The sequence below is a fragment of the Nitratireductor sp. WH36-1 genome (assembly GCF_058725515.1).
The window spans coordinates 178133-191768 of the sequence record NZ_JBZXDP010000002.1 but is presented as its reverse complement, the minus strand read 5'-3'; the positions used below and the strand labels follow the sequence as shown (position 1 = coordinate 191768).

Below are 13636 nucleotides of genomic sequence, written 5' to 3'. Positions count from 1 at the left end.
CCCGCGCGGCGTCTCCGTTTCAGGGATTAGGCGGCAAGCCAGAGGCGGCTGGCGATCTGTCCGTTGGACAGGTCGTTGCCCAGATCGTCGACCCAGCCCTTCACGTTCTTGGCCTGCGCGTTCAGATAGTTGTTGAACACGGGCAGGATCAGACCGCTGTTGTCGCGCACCATCATCGCCATTTCCTGGTAGAGCGCGGCGCGCTTTTCCTGATCGGTCTCGGCGCGCGCCTCGAGCAGCTTCCTGTCGAAATCCGGGTTCTTGTACCGGGTGTCGTTCCAGATGGAGGTGGAAAGCTGCGTGGTGGTGTAGCGAATGTCCTGTGTCGGACGACCGCCCCAATAGGAAGCGCAGAAAGGCTTCTTGTTCCAGACATTGGACCAGTAGCCATCATCGGGCTCGCGCTTGATGTCGAGCGTGATGCCGGCTTCCTTGGCTGTCGACTGGAAGAGCACGGCGGCATCCACTGCGCCGGAGAATGCGGCATTGGAGGTGCGCAGGCTGATGGGGCCTTCGTGGCCGGATTTCTTGTAGTGGAACGCGGCCTTCTCGGGATCGTACTCGCGCTGCGGGATGCCCGTGGGCGAAAGCGCGTAGGCGTCGTTCACCGGGTAGTCATTGCCGAGCGTGCCATAGCCGCCAAGGATGTTGTCGAGCATTGCCTGACGGTCGACGGCGAGCTTGAGCGCCATGCGCAGGTCGTTGTTGTCGAACGGCGCGGTGTCGCCGTGCATCAGGAAGGAATAGAAGCCCTTGCCCGGTGTGCTGAGGGTTTCGACATTCGGCGCGCGCGACAGGAGCTTCATCGTCTTCGGGTCGAGCGAATTAATGAAGTGCACCTTGCCAGAGGAAAGCGCTGCAATCCGCGCCGTGTTGTCGTTGATGACGAGTATCTCGACACTGTCGACGAAACCGCGGTCTTCATTCCAGTCATCTTCGTTGCGGGTGAAGGTGATGCGGACGCCGGGCTCGAAACTCTCCAGCTTGTAGGGGCCGGTGCCGATCACGTTCTCCGGGTCGTCCATGCCGCCATTCTGCTGGATCTGCAGATGGTAGTCGGTCAGGAGAAGCGGCAGGTCGGCATTGCCGTTCTTGAGGGTGATCACCAGATCGCCATTCTGCTCTTCGATCCGCTCGATGTCCTCGAGAAGGCCGAGGGCGGCGGATTTGGAATCCTTGTCGGAATGGCGGCGCAGCGTCTGCACCACGTCGTTCATCGTGAGCGGGCTGCCGTCATGGAAGCGCACATCCTGGCGCAGTTTGAAGGTCCAGACTTTCGCGTCTGCGGACGAGCTCCAGCTTTCAGCAAGCGAAGGCAGCGCCTCGCCGCTCTGGGGATCGGTGGTCACCAGACGGTCGCCCCAGGTGAAGCCGACCACGAACATGGTGCTGCCGGAATAGGTGCCGGGGTCGAGAATGTCGGTGGTCTGGCCGCCGTCGAGGCCGAGCTTCAGATGCCCGCCGCGCTGGGGCTTTTCATCGGCGGCACGTGCGTTTGAAGGCAGAAGGAGGCCGGAAGCGCTCAGCACGAACCCTGCAGCGGCAGCAGAACCCAGAAAACGGCGTCGGCCGAGGTCTTGCACGTTGTCGTGAGATGTCTTGCAGGTGGCGGGTGCGCGATTTTTCATCCGAGCGATTTTCCTTCGTTTTTCTTGTCGTCGTGCGGTCCCGGCGGCGATTTTCATGGCAAAACCGTCCCCGATGCATGAAATGCGGACGGGGATTCGCGCTGGGATTGTTTGAGGTGGGACGTGTGTAGGAGGGTTGCGATTGCGTCTCAATTTCGTATGTTGACGCTAACTGACGCTAGTTGAAGCTATTTCGCCTGTTTATGTTCACTGATCGAACCAATTTTGCCGCGAACCTGCGCTTCGCATGCAGCACGCATCCCTCCGTTGCGGGCGTGTGCCGCGAGATCGGGATAAACCGGCAGCAATTCAACAGATATCTTTCGGGCCAGACCCTGCCATCTGCATACAATACGGGCCTTATCGCGCGTTATTTCGGCATTTCGGCGGAAGATTTCGAATTGTCGGAAATGCGCTTCAGGGCCATGTTCGAGTCCCCCGATGGCGCCGGTCCGCGCGCGGCTGACACGCCTCTGAGCGAGGCTTTTCCGGGCGACATGCGCCGATTGCGCGCATATCTCGGTTATTACGAACTTTTTCACAAAAGCCTGTCCTGGCCGGGCAAAATCGTGCGCAGTTGCGCCCGGCTGCGTGAGCGCGACGGTCAGGTGGAGGTGAAAACCGTCGAGCGCATGTACGATCAGGAACAGGAGTTCCGGCAGGTCTCCAAATATCTGGGACAGGCTGCTTTCTGGCGCAACCGGCTGTTCATTGTGGAACGCGGGCTGGGGCAGCAGCCCATTGTCTGCGAAACGATTCTGATGCCATTCGGCGAATATCAGCGCAACTATCTGCGCGGGGTCACCATCGGCGTGTCCTGGCGGCGCGAAAACCTGCCTTATAGCGGGCGAACGATCTGGCGTTCCGTCGGGTCCGACCCGGACCTGCGGCGGCTGTTGCAGAGCTGCGGCGTCCTGTCGGAAAAATCACGCAAGCTGCCGCTGCCCGTCCGGCGTTATCTAAACGAACCGGAAAACGAGGCCGTGACTGCCTCCTGAGGCTGGGCGGCTAGAGGCCGGACAGGGCGAGAATCTCCTCGGCTGTCGCTTCATTCGTGATCAGGCAGTTTACCAGCCTGCCGCGCAGCGCCGCGCGAATGGCCGTAACGCGGCTTGATCCCGCCGCCAGACAATAGACGCGCCGTCCCTTCCGTCTTGTGAGCGGCACACTGTTCACCCGGTCATTGGCCAGACCCTCGATCAGGCGGCCTTCCGCGTTGAAGATCCAGCCGGTCATCTCGCCCACCGCCCCGGCCGCGATGTAGCTGTCGACCTCCTTCTGCGACATGAGCCCGTCGACCAGAAGCGGGGCATCGGGGCCGATATTTCCAAGCCCGACAAAGGTGACTTCCGCCTCCCGCGCAAGCCGGTGTATCTGCTTCACCGTATCGAGCTCACGATAGACTTCACGCTCCCGCGCCGAGCGGGCATAGATGGGGAGCGGCATGGGGTAGTGCCCGGCATTGATCCGGTCTGCCAGCCGCACGACCACGTTGAAGCGGGTCGAGAGGCCGCCGGGCATCATGTGCCCGAGCAGGGCCACCACTGTGTGGTCCGGGCGGTTCATCGGCGTCAACTCTTCCACGCAGGCGCGCAGGGTGCGGCCCGTGCCGACGGCGATCACCCGCCCGCGCACGGCGGAGAGTTCGCGCTCCATGGCTCGCGCGCCGGCTTCGGCCAGTCCCGCAACCGGGCTCGTCTCGCCGGGAGCAGAGGGAACCACGTCGCAGGCTTCCAGCCCGAAGGCGCGGGTCAGTCGGTCCGCCAGTTCCATGCAGCGCATGATGGGATGTTCCAGACGAATCCGGATCAGTTTTTCGCGCAGGGCCATGGCGACGAGACGCTGCGCCGTCTGCCGCGAAACGCCCATGGTTCTGGCGATCTCGTCCTGCTTGTAGCCGGCGATGTAATAGAGCCAGCCGGCCCGCGCGGCGTCGTCCAGCCGTTCCGAATAATTGTCGCCTGTGGAATTTCTCATTTTGAAAAACGCTGCCTTTTCAATTCTTTGGGATGCGTCATCGGCCGCACGAAGCAGCTGGTGAGCATTTGCCCAGCATGACCGACAAATGTCTCAGGCCTGTAACAATGGACGCCTAATTCCTCGGCCATGTCGCTGCCCGGCAAACCAGCCACCGATGTTCTGGGGCGCAAGTGGCGACGTCACCAGATCCCGATGGAGAACGACATGCCGACCTTTTTCCGAACCGCAGCCGCCCTCGGCCTTGCCGGGCTGCTGACCACAGTGGCCCAGGGCGCGCTCGCTCAGGACAAGACCTCGATCGAGTGGTGGTACGCCAATGGCGGCCGCATCGAAGAGGCCATCCAGACGATGATTTCCGACTTCAACGAGAGTCAGGACCAGTATGAGGTCGTCGGCGTACGCAAGGGCAATTACGAGGAAACCTTTGCGGCGATGATCGCGGCCTACCGGGCAGGCAAGCATCCAGCCATCATTCAGGCGACCGAGCGCAGCGTTCTGACCATGCTGCACTCCAACGCCATCGTGCCGGTGAACACGCTGATGGAAGACAATGGCATCGACATGAAGAAGGATGATTTCCTTCCTTCCGTCGCCGCCTATTACGTGGTCGACGACAAGGTGAACGCACTGCCGTTCAACTCGTCCACCGGCATCATGTGGTACAATGCAGACCACTTCAAAGCCGCCGGTTACGACGCCCCCGCCGAGACGTGGGACGCCTTCGAAGAGCAGCTCTACGCCCTGAAGGAAAAGGGTGTCACCGAGTGCGCGATGGTCCTGAACTCGGATTATGTCTGGTCGCTGATCGAGGCCTATTCCACCATCAACGATCAGCCTTTCGGCACGCAGGCCAATGGCCGCGACGGGCTCGACACTGAGTATGTCTATAACACCACCATGGTGACCAAACAGGCCGAGCGCCTGAAAAAGTGGGTCGATGACGGCATCGTCCAGCTTTCGGGGCAGGGCGCATCGCCAAGCCAGCTCTTCAACTCCGGCACCTGCTCCACCTGGTCCGCTTCCACTGCAAGCCATGCAGGCGTGGAAGCCGAGGCGCAGTTCGACTGGAGCGCGACGATGCAGCCCTACGAGGCCGGTGTCGAGCCGAAGAACTCGAACCTTGGCGGCGCTGCCCTCTGGGTTCTGAAAGGCAAGGAAGACGCCGAATACGAAGCGGCGGCTGCCTTCCTGGAATATGTCGCGCAGCCTGACACGCAGGCCTGGTGGAGCGCGACGACCGGCTACATTCCGGTGACGCATGCAGCCTATGACAAGCTGAAGACGGACGGCTTCTTCAAGGAGCACCCGACCCGCGAGATCGCCCTCTTGCAGCTCACGCGCGGCGGCGAGCCGAGCGACAATTCCTGGGGCATGCGCTTCGGCAATTCCAACCAGTGGTGGGCGGTGATTCAGGAAGAACTGCAGGCTGCCTTCACCGGCCAGAAGACCGTTCAGGAAGCGCTGGATTCCTCCGTTGAACGCGGCAACAAGATCCTGCGTCAGTACGAGCAGCTCAATGCCGGCGTCAATTAATCCGGCACATCAAGGAGGGCGCCTTGCGGCGCCCTCTCTTCCCGCCTCGCGGCTGCTGCTCGCCCGGATGCTCCGGGATGATGGTACGGGGCTGAAGAAGGCGCATTACACCCAGACCTGGCTCGCCGGGCTTCTATTGTCGCCGCAGCTTCTGATCCTGCTGTTCTTCTTCTTCATCCCCTCGTTCAAGGCGCTGTCTCTGGCCTTTGTCCAGGTCGACCCCTTTGGCGGACGGGAGATCTTTGTCGGGCTGCAGAATTTCGTCGATCTCTTTTCCGACCCCTCCTATCGCAAGAGCGCCTGGCTGACCCTCTGGTTCACCATTGTGCAGAACATTGCGACGCTCGGGATTGCCGGCGTTCTGGCTTTCGCCACGGACCAGATCATTCGCGGGCAGGTCAGTTATCGCAGCGTGCTTCTTCTGCCCTACGCCATTGCGCCCGTGATTTCCGGCGGCATCTGGGCCTATCTGTTCAATCCGGCCATCGGTCCGGCGGCCTCGGCCCTGCATGCGATGGGCGTGCCATGGGACCCGAACCTGCGCCCCAGCGATGCGTTGATCCTGATCACCATTTCGGCGGTGTGGAAACACATCTGCTACGACTACATCTTTCTGGCCGCCGCAATGCTCGCCGTGCCGCAGAGCCTGCGCGAAGCCGCCGCCATTGACGGCGCGGGGCCGCTCGAACGTTTCCGCACGATCAGCCTGCCGCTGATTGCGCCGGTGGTGATGTATCTCTTCATCATCAACATGGTCTACGGCCTGTTCGACACGTTCAGCATCATTGATGCGGTGACCGCCGGTGGACCCGCTGGCTCGACCTCCACCCTTGTCTACAAGGTCTATCAGGACGGCTTCATCATGATGAATCTCGGCTCCTCGGCCGCGCAGAGCATCGTGCTCATGGTGCTGGCGGTGCTGTTCACCGTGCTGCAGTTCCGCGCCATGGACCGCAAAGTCAATTATCAGGTGTGATCCATGATCGAACGCAATCCCGTTCTGAACGTCATCTGCCACCTTATCCTGATTGCCGGCGCGCTGATGGTCTGCGCGCCGCTCTACTTCGCCTTCGTCGCAGGCTCGCACACCGGCGCGGAAATGGCGCAGGTGCCGCAGCCCATGCTGCCGGGCTCCAGCTTTCTGGATAATCTCGTCACGGCCTGGGAAAAGGCGGATTTCGGCCGCGCCTTTGTAAACACGCTGATCGTCACGATGGTGATCGTCGTGGGCAAGATCGTGCTGTCGATCCTGGCTGGTTTCGCCGTCACCTATTTCCGCTTTCCCTTCCGCATGACCGCATTCTGGCTGATCTTCATGTCGCTGATGCTGCCGGTGGAGGTGCGCATCGTGCCGACCTATGAGGCGGTTGCCGATGTGGCCGGTCCGCTGCGCTGGTTCCTCGATGTGACGGGGCTTTCTGCGCTCATCAACTGGACCACCGGCATTGAGATCAATGCCGGACTGGATTTCAGCATGATCGACACCTATGCGGGCCTGACCCTGCCGCTGATCGCCTCGGCGACGGCCGTGTTCCTGTTCCGGCAGTTCTTCCTTACGGTGCCGGACGATCTGTGCGAAGCCTCCAAGCTGGACGGGGCGGGGCCGATCAAGTTCCTGTTTGATGTCGTGCTGCCGCTCTCGGTGCCCAACATCGCAGCACTCGCCATCATTCTCTTCGTGTTCGGCTGGAACCAGTATCTGTGGCCGCTGCTGTTCACCACCAAGACCGAAATGACGACCGCGATCATCGCCCTGAAGGGGCTTCTGCCGGGGCCGGACGATCCGTCCGACTGGTGGAGCTACGCCATGGCGGCGTCCTTCATCGTGATGCTCCCGCCGACCGTCGTCATCCTCACACTGCAACGCTGGTTCGCACGCGGACTGGTGGATGCCGGGAAGTGATCCCGAACAATTCCTGAAAGGACAAATCATGACTGGACTGATCGGCCACCGGGGCGGCCGCAATGTGTGGCCTGAAAACTCGCTTGACGGTTTCCGCAAGCTTCTCGATGTGCCTGTCGAAGGTGTCGAGTTCGATGTTCACCTGTCGGATGCGGGCGAGCTTCTCGTCATCCATGACGCCACGCTGGACCGCACGACCGAGGGCAGCGGCCCCTCCCGTGCGCTGACGCCGGAGGCGCGCGCCACGCTGCGTCTGCGCGACAGCAATGAAGGCGTGCCGGTGCTTTCCGAAGTGCTGCAAATCTACGCCGACAGCACGCTCGATCTTCACGTCGAGCTGAAAAATGACGGCGAGGGAAAGGCGTATCCCGGATTGCCGGCTCTTGTGCTCGCCGAGATCGACCGGCTGGGTCTGCGCGATCGCTGCTGCCTGACGAGCTTCGATCTCGATGTGCTGCGTGAATGCCGGGATCTCGCCCCGCAGATGCGCCGGCTCTGCTCCGTCAATGACAATTCGGCGCAGAAGCTAGGCGTGCGGGAGACCATCTCGGCAGCGGCTGAACTGGCCGATTATGTGGCGGTTCACAAGGACATGCTCTCCACGCACTGGGAGGCGATCACCACGCTGGTTCCGCTCTCCCGGCTTGGCGCGTGGGTTGCCAACACGCCGGAAGAGATAAACCGCTGGCTGGAGGCCGGCCCTGCCTTCATCACCACCGATGAGCCGGTGCTCGCCGACCGGCTGCGCCGCGCACGTCTGGATGCCGGCGAGGCCGCGCAGGCATGATCGACCGCAATCGACGCAGTCTGATCGCCGGCGGGCTTGCCGCCGCCGCGGTGTGGCCCGGCATGGGCCGCGCCCGTGCGGCGCGGTTCGAGGCGTACCCGTTTTCGCTGGGCGTCGCCTCCGGTTGTCCGCTACCGGAGGGCGTGATCCTGTGGACGCGCCTCACATTCCCGGAACCACCGCCACCGGCCGATCCCTTTGCGCCGCTGGAGGTGATCCAGCGCGCGCCGGTGGACGTTTCGTGGGGTGTGGCCGAGGACGAGCATTTCACCCGACCCGTGCGTTCCGGAACGGTGCGGGCCGTGCAGGAATTCGGTCATTCGGTGCATGTTCCGGTTACGGGGCTGCACCCCGGTCGCTGGTATTTCTATCGGTTCCGCGCAGGCGATGCGGTGAGCCCGGTGGGGCGCACCCGTACAGCGCCCGCGCAGGAAACCATGGCCGACAGGCTTCGTTTCGCCTTCGCCTCGTGCCAGCAATATGAGCAGGGCTATTACGCTGCCTACCGGCATATGGCCGATGAGGATCTCGATCTCGTCGTGCATCTCGGCGATTACATCTATGAGCGCAGCTGGGGCGGAAACCTTGTGCGCCACCATGGAAGCGGCTGGCCGGCGCGGCTTGACGAATACCGCGCGCGCCATGCGCTCTACCGCTCTGACCCGAACCTGCAGGCCGCCCATGCGCGGTTTCCCTGGCTGGTAATCTGGGACGATCATGAGGTCATCAACAATTATGGCGATGATGATGCACCCGATGCGCCTGCCGGAGAGCGCTTTCTTGAGCAGCGCCGCGCCGCCTATCAGGCCTGGTATGAGCATATGCCCGTGCCGCCGCATGGCGGTGGGGACTTCAGCGAGTTCCGCATCTACGGGCAGCATGGTTTTGGCCAGCTTCTGGGCATCACCCTTCTGGATGTGCGCCAGTATCGCACGCCGGCAATGGTCGCCGGGCAGGGAGTTGCTCGGGCGGAAGGGAACTCGATGCTTGGCGCTGAGCAGGAGCGCTGGCTGGAAGAGACGCTGCCGGGCGCCCGCGCCAGATGGAACGTCATCGCACAGCCCACACTTCTGTCCGAGCGTGATCTGGAGCAGGGGGCGGGCAGACGCTACAGCCTTGATGGCTGGGACGGATACCGCGCCTCGCGCCGGCATCTGCTCGACAGCATCGAGGCGGCGCGGCTGGAAAACCCGCTGATCATCGGCGGCGATCTCCATGCCTATTTTGCCGCCGACGTGAAGCGCGATTTCGCGCAGCCGAAGAGCGAGACCGTGGCGACCGAGTTCGTGACCGGAGCCATCTCTTCCAATGCGCCAGGCCAGAAGAGCCTCGATGTGGCGCTTGCGGAAAACCCGCATCTCAAGCTGGCCTCGCGCGAGCATGGCTATGCGACCATGACGCTGACGCCCGATGGCGGACAATGCGACTTCGTAACCATCGAAGACCGCAAGGATCCGGCGTCGCCTGCCAGCACTACCTACAGTTTCGCCCTGACCAGCGGGCAGCCCGGAGTGAACCGGATATGAGCACTTTCGACCTTGTGATTTTTGACTGCGACGGCGTTCTGATCGACAGCGAGCCGCTGGCAAGCCGCACGCTGGCCCGCGCCATGACCACTGCTGGCATGCCCATCTCGTCGCAACAGGCGCTGGTGGATTTCACCGGCAAAAGCCTTGGCGACATTCGCCAGACATTGCTCGAACGCGGGCTCGAGGATTTCGAAGGCCTGCACCGGGACTGGCAGGCGGAGCTTTTCGGCAGTTTCGCCTCCGATCTGCGCCCGATGGCGGGCATTGAGGATCTGCTGGACCGGCTGGATGCGCCGATCTGCGTGGCCTCAAACTCCGGGCATGAGCGGCTGCGGGCAAGCCTTGGCCTGACGCCGCTCTGGCAGCGCTTCGCGCCTCGGGTTTTCAGCGCTGATGATGTGCCCCGGCCGAAGCCTGCACCGGATCTGGTGCAGCATTGTCTGGAGCGTTGCGGCGCGCGGCCGGAACGCAGCGTCATGATCGATGACAGCGCACATGGCATTGCCGCCGCCCGCGCCGCCGGTGTGCTGCCGATCGGGTTTGTCGATCCCGCCGACATTCGCCCCGATCGCGCCGAGCGGCTGGCGGAGGCCGGCGCGCACCACATCGTGACCGGGGCAGGCGCGCTTTCGGCGCTGCTTGATCCGATGATCATCGCTGAAAGAAAGGCGGCGTGTCCCGCCTGATCCTAATCGCTCTCCGGCTTGCCGATCCAGAGTTCGAACTCGTCCAGCTGAGCGAATGTGGCGGGGCGCAGCTTGCCCCATTTGGAGGCGTCAGAGACGAGGAAACGCTTTTGGGAGCGCGCCATGGCGGCGCGCTTCACGGCCACTTCGTGGAAGTGAAAACAGGTCACGCCTTCGTTTTCATGAATGCCGGCGGCGGAAAAGAAGCCTTTGGTGATGTTGATTTCCTGAAGCATCTTGAGCGCCGTGTCGGAGCTGAAACTGCCGCTTTCCGGGTGATAGAGACCGGCGAGCAGAACCAGTTTCACCCCATCCAGCCGTGACACGATCTCGGCGATGTTCAGAGCCTGCGTGACGACGGTGATGTTTGCGTTCTGGGGCACATTGGCCGCCAGATGCTGAAGCGTGGAGCCGCAGTCGACGAAGATGGTGTCTTCGGGTGCGACCATGGCGACCGCCTGTCGCGCAACGAGGGTCTTGGCCTGTGTGTTGGTGCCCTGCGCGTGGGAGAGCGAATAGCGCTCGCCCTTTTCGCTGGCGGACATGATGTAGCCACCCAGGCACAGAATGCCGTTTTCGCCGTCGCCCAGGTCGCGGCGAATGGTTATCTCGGATGTGTCCAGCTTCTGCGCCGCTTCGGCGATGTGCAGAATGGCGCCTGACGCGCAGAGCTTCCTGAGTGCCTCAATCCGCGCTGCCCGTCCTGATGGTCTCGCCACATGATTCTCCAAGCCTGTGAGGTTTCAACAATACTTCATGGCGCAAGCCGTTGTCCGCAAGTGTGATGAATGCATTTGCAAAGGGTTGCAGGTTTTGATTGGATATGATCATATTGAATGGAATTGATCAATATTAGCGCATAATATTGAGTTAATTCAATCATATGCGTTCCCGCCACGCTGTCTCGTTCAGGGTTTCGGCGGAACCGAGGAGGAGGAAAACCAATGAAATCTCTGCTGACCGCAGCTTCTTTAGCGCTCTCTTTGCTGGGGACATCCGCGCTGGCCGACCAGATTGTGGATACGTCGAACCTCAATGAGGAGCTGATCGCAACGAAGGACGACAAGAAATACACCATCGCCACGGTCGTGAAGGTTGACGGCATCGCCTGGTTCGACCGCATGCGTGACGGTGTCGAGCAGTTCAAGGGCGATACGGACCATGACGTCTGGATGGTTGGCCCGAGCCAGGCTGACGCAGCCGCGCAGGTGCAGCTCATCGAGAACCTGATCGCACAGGGCGTTGACGCCATCGCCGTTGTGCCGTTCTCCGTTGAGGCGGTGGAGCCGGTGCTGAAGAAGGCGCGCGACCGCGGCATTGTGGTGATCTCGCACGAGGCGTCCAACCTGCAGAACACCGATTACGACCTCGAAGCCTTCGACAACCTCGCCTATGGCGCCAACCTGATGAAAGAGCTTGGCAAATACACGGGCGGGAAGGGCAAATACGTCACGACCGTCGGCTCGCTGACCTCCAAGAGCCAGATGGAATGGGTCGACGGCGCTGTTGCTTACCAGAAAGAGCATTTCCCGGACATGGAAATGGTCGGCGACCGTCTCGAGACCTATGACGATGCGGCCACCGACTACACCAAGCTGAAAGAGGCAATGACCACCTATCCCGACATCACGGGCATTCTCGGCGCGCCGATGCCGACGTCTGCTGGTGCAGGGCGCCTGATCGCCGAAGGCGGTCTCAAGGACAAGGTGTTCTTTGCCGGTACGGGCCTGCCTTCGGTGGCTGGCGAGTATCTCGGCAATGGTGACATCCAGTACATCCAGTTCTGGGATCCGGCCGTTGCCGGCTACGCCATGAACATGCTGGCCGTTGCTGCCCTTGAGGGCAAGGGCGACCAGATCAAGTCGGGTCTGAACCTCGGTCTGACGGGCTACGAGTCCCTCACGACGCCGGATGAGGCGAACCCGAACCTGCTTTATGGCGCAGGCTGGGTCGGCGTTACGGCTGAAAACATGGACAAGTACGACTTCTGATTTCGTACGAAGCTGACGCCCGGTTCCGGGCGTCAGTTTTCAACCGTGCCGGAGCCCGGGTTCTGACCCCGGGCGACCATTTCAGCCTGCCGGGAAAATCATGTCCGAATATCTGATCGAGCTGAAGAACATCAGCAAGCGCTTCGGTGGCGTGCGCGCGCTGGACGGCGTCTCCATTGGCATCCGTCCCGGCGAAATCCACTGCCTTGCCGGCGAGAACGGCTCCGGAAAATCCACCGTCATCAAGGTCATGTCGGGAATCTACACACCCGAAGAGGGTGAAATCCTGATCGATGGCACACCAGTCTCGCGGCTTGACCCGATCATGGCCGTGCAGAAGGGGGTGCAGGTCATCTATCAGGACTTTTCCCTGTTCGGGAATTTGACCGTTGCCGAGAACCTCGCGCTCAACACCTATCTTCTGGAGGGGCGTTCCAGAATGGACTGGCCCCGCGCCCGCGAGATGGCGCGCGAGGTTCTGGCCCGCCTCGATGTCGAGATCGATATCGACGCCGAAGTCGAGACGTTGCCGACTTCGGGAAAGCAGATCGTCGCGATTGCGCGCGCGCTTCTTGCCCGCGCCCGGCTGATCGTCATGGACGAGCCGACCACGGCGCTCACCGGCCATGAGGTCGATGCGCTGTTCGGCATCGTTCGCGATCTCCAGAAACAGGGCATCGCGGTTCTCTTCGTCAGTCACAAGATGCGCGAGATGCTGGAAATTTCGGAGCGCCTGACCGTGTTCCGGAATGGCAAAAAGGTTGCCGAAGGCGCGATGAGCGAATTCGACGAACCGGCCATCACCCGCGCCATGACTGGGCTTGAACTGGACGAAGAGCCCTATGAGCCCGAAATCCCCGCCGACGCGGCGCCCGCGCTGGAGGTTGAGGGGCTCACTGTTTCCGGAAGCGTCGATGATGTGAGCCTGACGCTGCGGCCAGGAGAGATTGTCGGCATTTCCGGCCTGATCGGTTCCGGCCGAACCGAACTGGCGCGGGCGCTTTTTGGAATGGAAAACGCCAGTGCCAGACGGTTTCGCGTTGCGGGAAAGGATGTTCTTCCCCGCTCGGTGCAGGAGGCGATCAGCCTTGGCATCGCCTATGTGCCGGAAGACCGGCTGAGCGAGGGCCTTTTCCTGACGCAATCCATCGAGCGCAATATGGTTGTGAGCATTCTGGACCGTCTGCGGCGTGGCCTCTTTCTCGACCGTGATGCGATGCGCGGGAAGACGGAAGAGATGTTCGCGGCCATGCAGATTGCGGCCCCGTCGCCCGAAACGGCGGTGGGCAATCTGTCGGGCGGCAATGCGCAGCGCGTCATGCTGGGGCGCTGGCTCCTGACCGGCGCGAAGGTGCTGATCCTCAACGGTCCGACGGTGGGCGTCGACGTAGGCTCCAAGGCCAAGATCCACCACATCATTCGCGATCTGGCGCGCGAGGAAGGCGTTGCCGTCCTGATGATTTCGGATGACGTGCCGGAGCTGACCGGCAACTGCAATCGCATTCATGTCATGCATGAGGGGCGTTTTGTCGGCGCGTTCTCGGGCGCGGAGATGACCGAAGACGCCATCAACGACAGCCTCAAGGCACTCAAGTAAGG

At 61.9% G+C, this 13636-nt stretch carries 12 protein-coding genes; 9 read left to right on the top strand and 3 right to left on the bottom strand.

The genetic code is table 11. The annotated features are described in order from the left end of the window. Positions 1-26: 26 nt before the first annotated feature. Positions 27-1628: an ABC transporter substrate-binding protein gene (locus tag AC4PTT_RS20040; RefSeq protein ID WP_492162843.1), complete on the bottom strand. Its 1602-nt coding sequence runs from the start codon at positions 1626-1628 to the stop codon at positions 27-29. A 203-nt stretch (positions 1629-1831) separates the two neighbouring features. On the opposite strand from AC4PTT_RS20040, the gene AC4PTT_RS20035 reads away from it, so the two are divergent. Further along, positions 1832-2626: a helix-turn-helix domain-containing protein gene (locus AC4PTT_RS20035; RefSeq protein WP_206548552.1), complete on the top strand. Its 795-nt coding sequence runs from the start codon at positions 1832-1834 to the stop codon at positions 2624-2626. 10 nt (positions 2627-2636) lie between these two features. Here AC4PTT_RS20035 and AC4PTT_RS20030 read toward each other — a convergent pair whose 3' ends face one another. Further along, positions 2637-3605 carry a sugar-binding transcriptional regulator gene (locus AC4PTT_RS20030; protein WP_113156813.1) on the bottom strand — a complete coding sequence of 323 codons (969 nt, stop codon included), beginning with the start codon at positions 3603-3605 and terminating at the stop codon, positions 2637-2639. A 207-nt stretch (positions 3606-3812) separates the two neighbouring features. Between AC4PTT_RS20030 and AC4PTT_RS20025 the strand changes: the two genes are divergently transcribed. From AC4PTT_RS20025 to AC4PTT_RS20000, 6 genes are all read left to right on the top strand, one after another. Then, positions 3813-5141 carry an extracellular solute-binding protein gene (locus AC4PTT_RS20025; RefSeq protein WP_317088232.1) on the top strand — a complete coding sequence of 443 codons (1329 nt, stop codon included), beginning with the start codon at positions 3813-3815 and terminating at the stop codon, positions 5139-5141. Positions 5142-5208: 67 nt separating this feature from the next. Then, entirely contained in the window at positions 5209-6117 is a 909-nt protein-coding gene (locus AC4PTT_RS20020) for an ABC transporter permease subunit (RefSeq protein ID WP_492162842.1), read from the top strand. A 3-nt stretch (positions 6118-6120) separates the two neighbouring features. Continuing rightward, positions 6121-7044 carry an ABC transporter permease subunit gene (locus AC4PTT_RS20015; RefSeq protein ID WP_206552853.1) on the top strand — a complete coding sequence of 308 codons (924 nt, stop codon included), beginning with the start codon at positions 6121-6123 and terminating at the stop codon, positions 7042-7044. Positions 7045-7072: 28 nt separating this feature from the next. Beyond that, positions 7073-7831, top strand: coding sequence for a glycerophosphodiester phosphodiesterase family protein (locus AC4PTT_RS20010; protein WP_492162841.1), 759 nt, complete (start codon positions 7073-7075; stop codon positions 7829-7831). Beyond that, entirely contained in the window at positions 7828-9357 is a 1530-nt protein-coding gene (locus tag AC4PTT_RS20005; protein WP_492162840.1) for an alkaline phosphatase D family protein, read from the top strand. The genes AC4PTT_RS20010 and AC4PTT_RS20005 overlap by 4 nt, the downstream gene beginning before the upstream one ends. Next, complete coding sequence (locus AC4PTT_RS20000) at positions 9354-10046, top strand: HAD family hydrolase (RefSeq protein ID WP_492162839.1); 693 nt, start codon at positions 9354-9356, stop codon at positions 10044-10046. Before AC4PTT_RS20005 ends, AC4PTT_RS20000 begins: the two co-directional genes overlap by 4 nt. 2 nt (positions 10047-10048) lie before the next feature. Here the strand turns inward: AC4PTT_RS20000 and AC4PTT_RS19995 are convergent, their stop codons facing one another. Beyond that, entirely contained in the window at positions 10049-10765 is a 717-nt protein-coding gene (locus AC4PTT_RS19995) for a DeoR/GlpR family DNA-binding transcription regulator (RefSeq protein ID WP_224873285.1), read from the bottom strand. 225 nt (positions 10766-10990) lie between these two features. Between AC4PTT_RS19995 and AC4PTT_RS19990 the strand changes: the two genes are divergently transcribed. Then, positions 10991-12037, top strand: a complete 1047-nt coding sequence (locus AC4PTT_RS19990; protein WP_113156819.1) for an autoinducer 2 ABC transporter substrate-binding protein — start codon at positions 10991-10993, stop codon at positions 12035-12037. 100 nt (positions 12038-12137) lie between these two features. Further along, entirely contained in the window at positions 12138-13634 is a 1497-nt protein-coding gene (locus tag AC4PTT_RS19985; RefSeq protein ID WP_492162838.1) for a sugar ABC transporter ATP-binding protein, read from the top strand. The last annotated feature ends 2 nt before the right edge of the window (positions 13635-13636 follow it).

Bases quoted from the DNA above. Each gene is read 5' to 3' on its own strand.
- AC4PTT_RS20025 (WP_317088232.1), top strand. From the start codon at position 3,813: ATGCCGACCTTTTTCCGAACCGCAGCCGCCCTCGGCCTTGCCGGGCTG.
- AC4PTT_RS20020 (WP_492162842.1), top strand. From the start codon at position 5,209: ATGCTCCGGGATGATGGTACGGGGCTGAAGAAGGCGCATTACACCCAG.
- AC4PTT_RS20030 (WP_113156813.1), bottom strand. From the start codon at position 3,605: ATGAGAAATTCCACAGGCGACAATTATTCGGAACGGCTGGACGACGCC.
- AC4PTT_RS19990 (WP_113156819.1), top strand. From the start codon at position 10,991: ATGAAATCTCTGCTGACCGCAGCTTCTTTAGCGCTCTCTTTGCTGGGG.
- AC4PTT_RS19985 (WP_492162838.1), top strand. From the start codon at position 12,138: ATGTCCGAATATCTGATCGAGCTGAAGAACATCAGCAAGCGCTTCGGT.
- AC4PTT_RS20000 (WP_492162839.1), top strand. From the start codon at position 9,354: ATGAGCACTTTCGACCTTGTGATTTTTGACTGCGACGGCGTTCTGATC.
- AC4PTT_RS20005 (WP_492162840.1), top strand. From the start codon at position 7,828: ATGATCGACCGCAATCGACGCAGTCTGATCGCCGGCGGGCTTGCCGCC.
- AC4PTT_RS20040 (WP_492162843.1), bottom strand. From the start codon at position 1,628: ATGAAAAATCGCGCACCCGCCACCTGCAAGACATCTCACGACAACGTG.
- AC4PTT_RS20035 (WP_206548552.1), top strand. From the start codon at position 1,832: ATGTTCACTGATCGAACCAATTTTGCCGCGAACCTGCGCTTCGCATGC.
- AC4PTT_RS20015 (WP_206552853.1), top strand. From the start codon at position 6,121: ATGATCGAACGCAATCCCGTTCTGAACGTCATCTGCCACCTTATCCTG.
- AC4PTT_RS20010 (WP_492162841.1), top strand. From the start codon at position 7,073: ATGACTGGACTGATCGGCCACCGGGGCGGCCGCAATGTGTGGCCTGAA.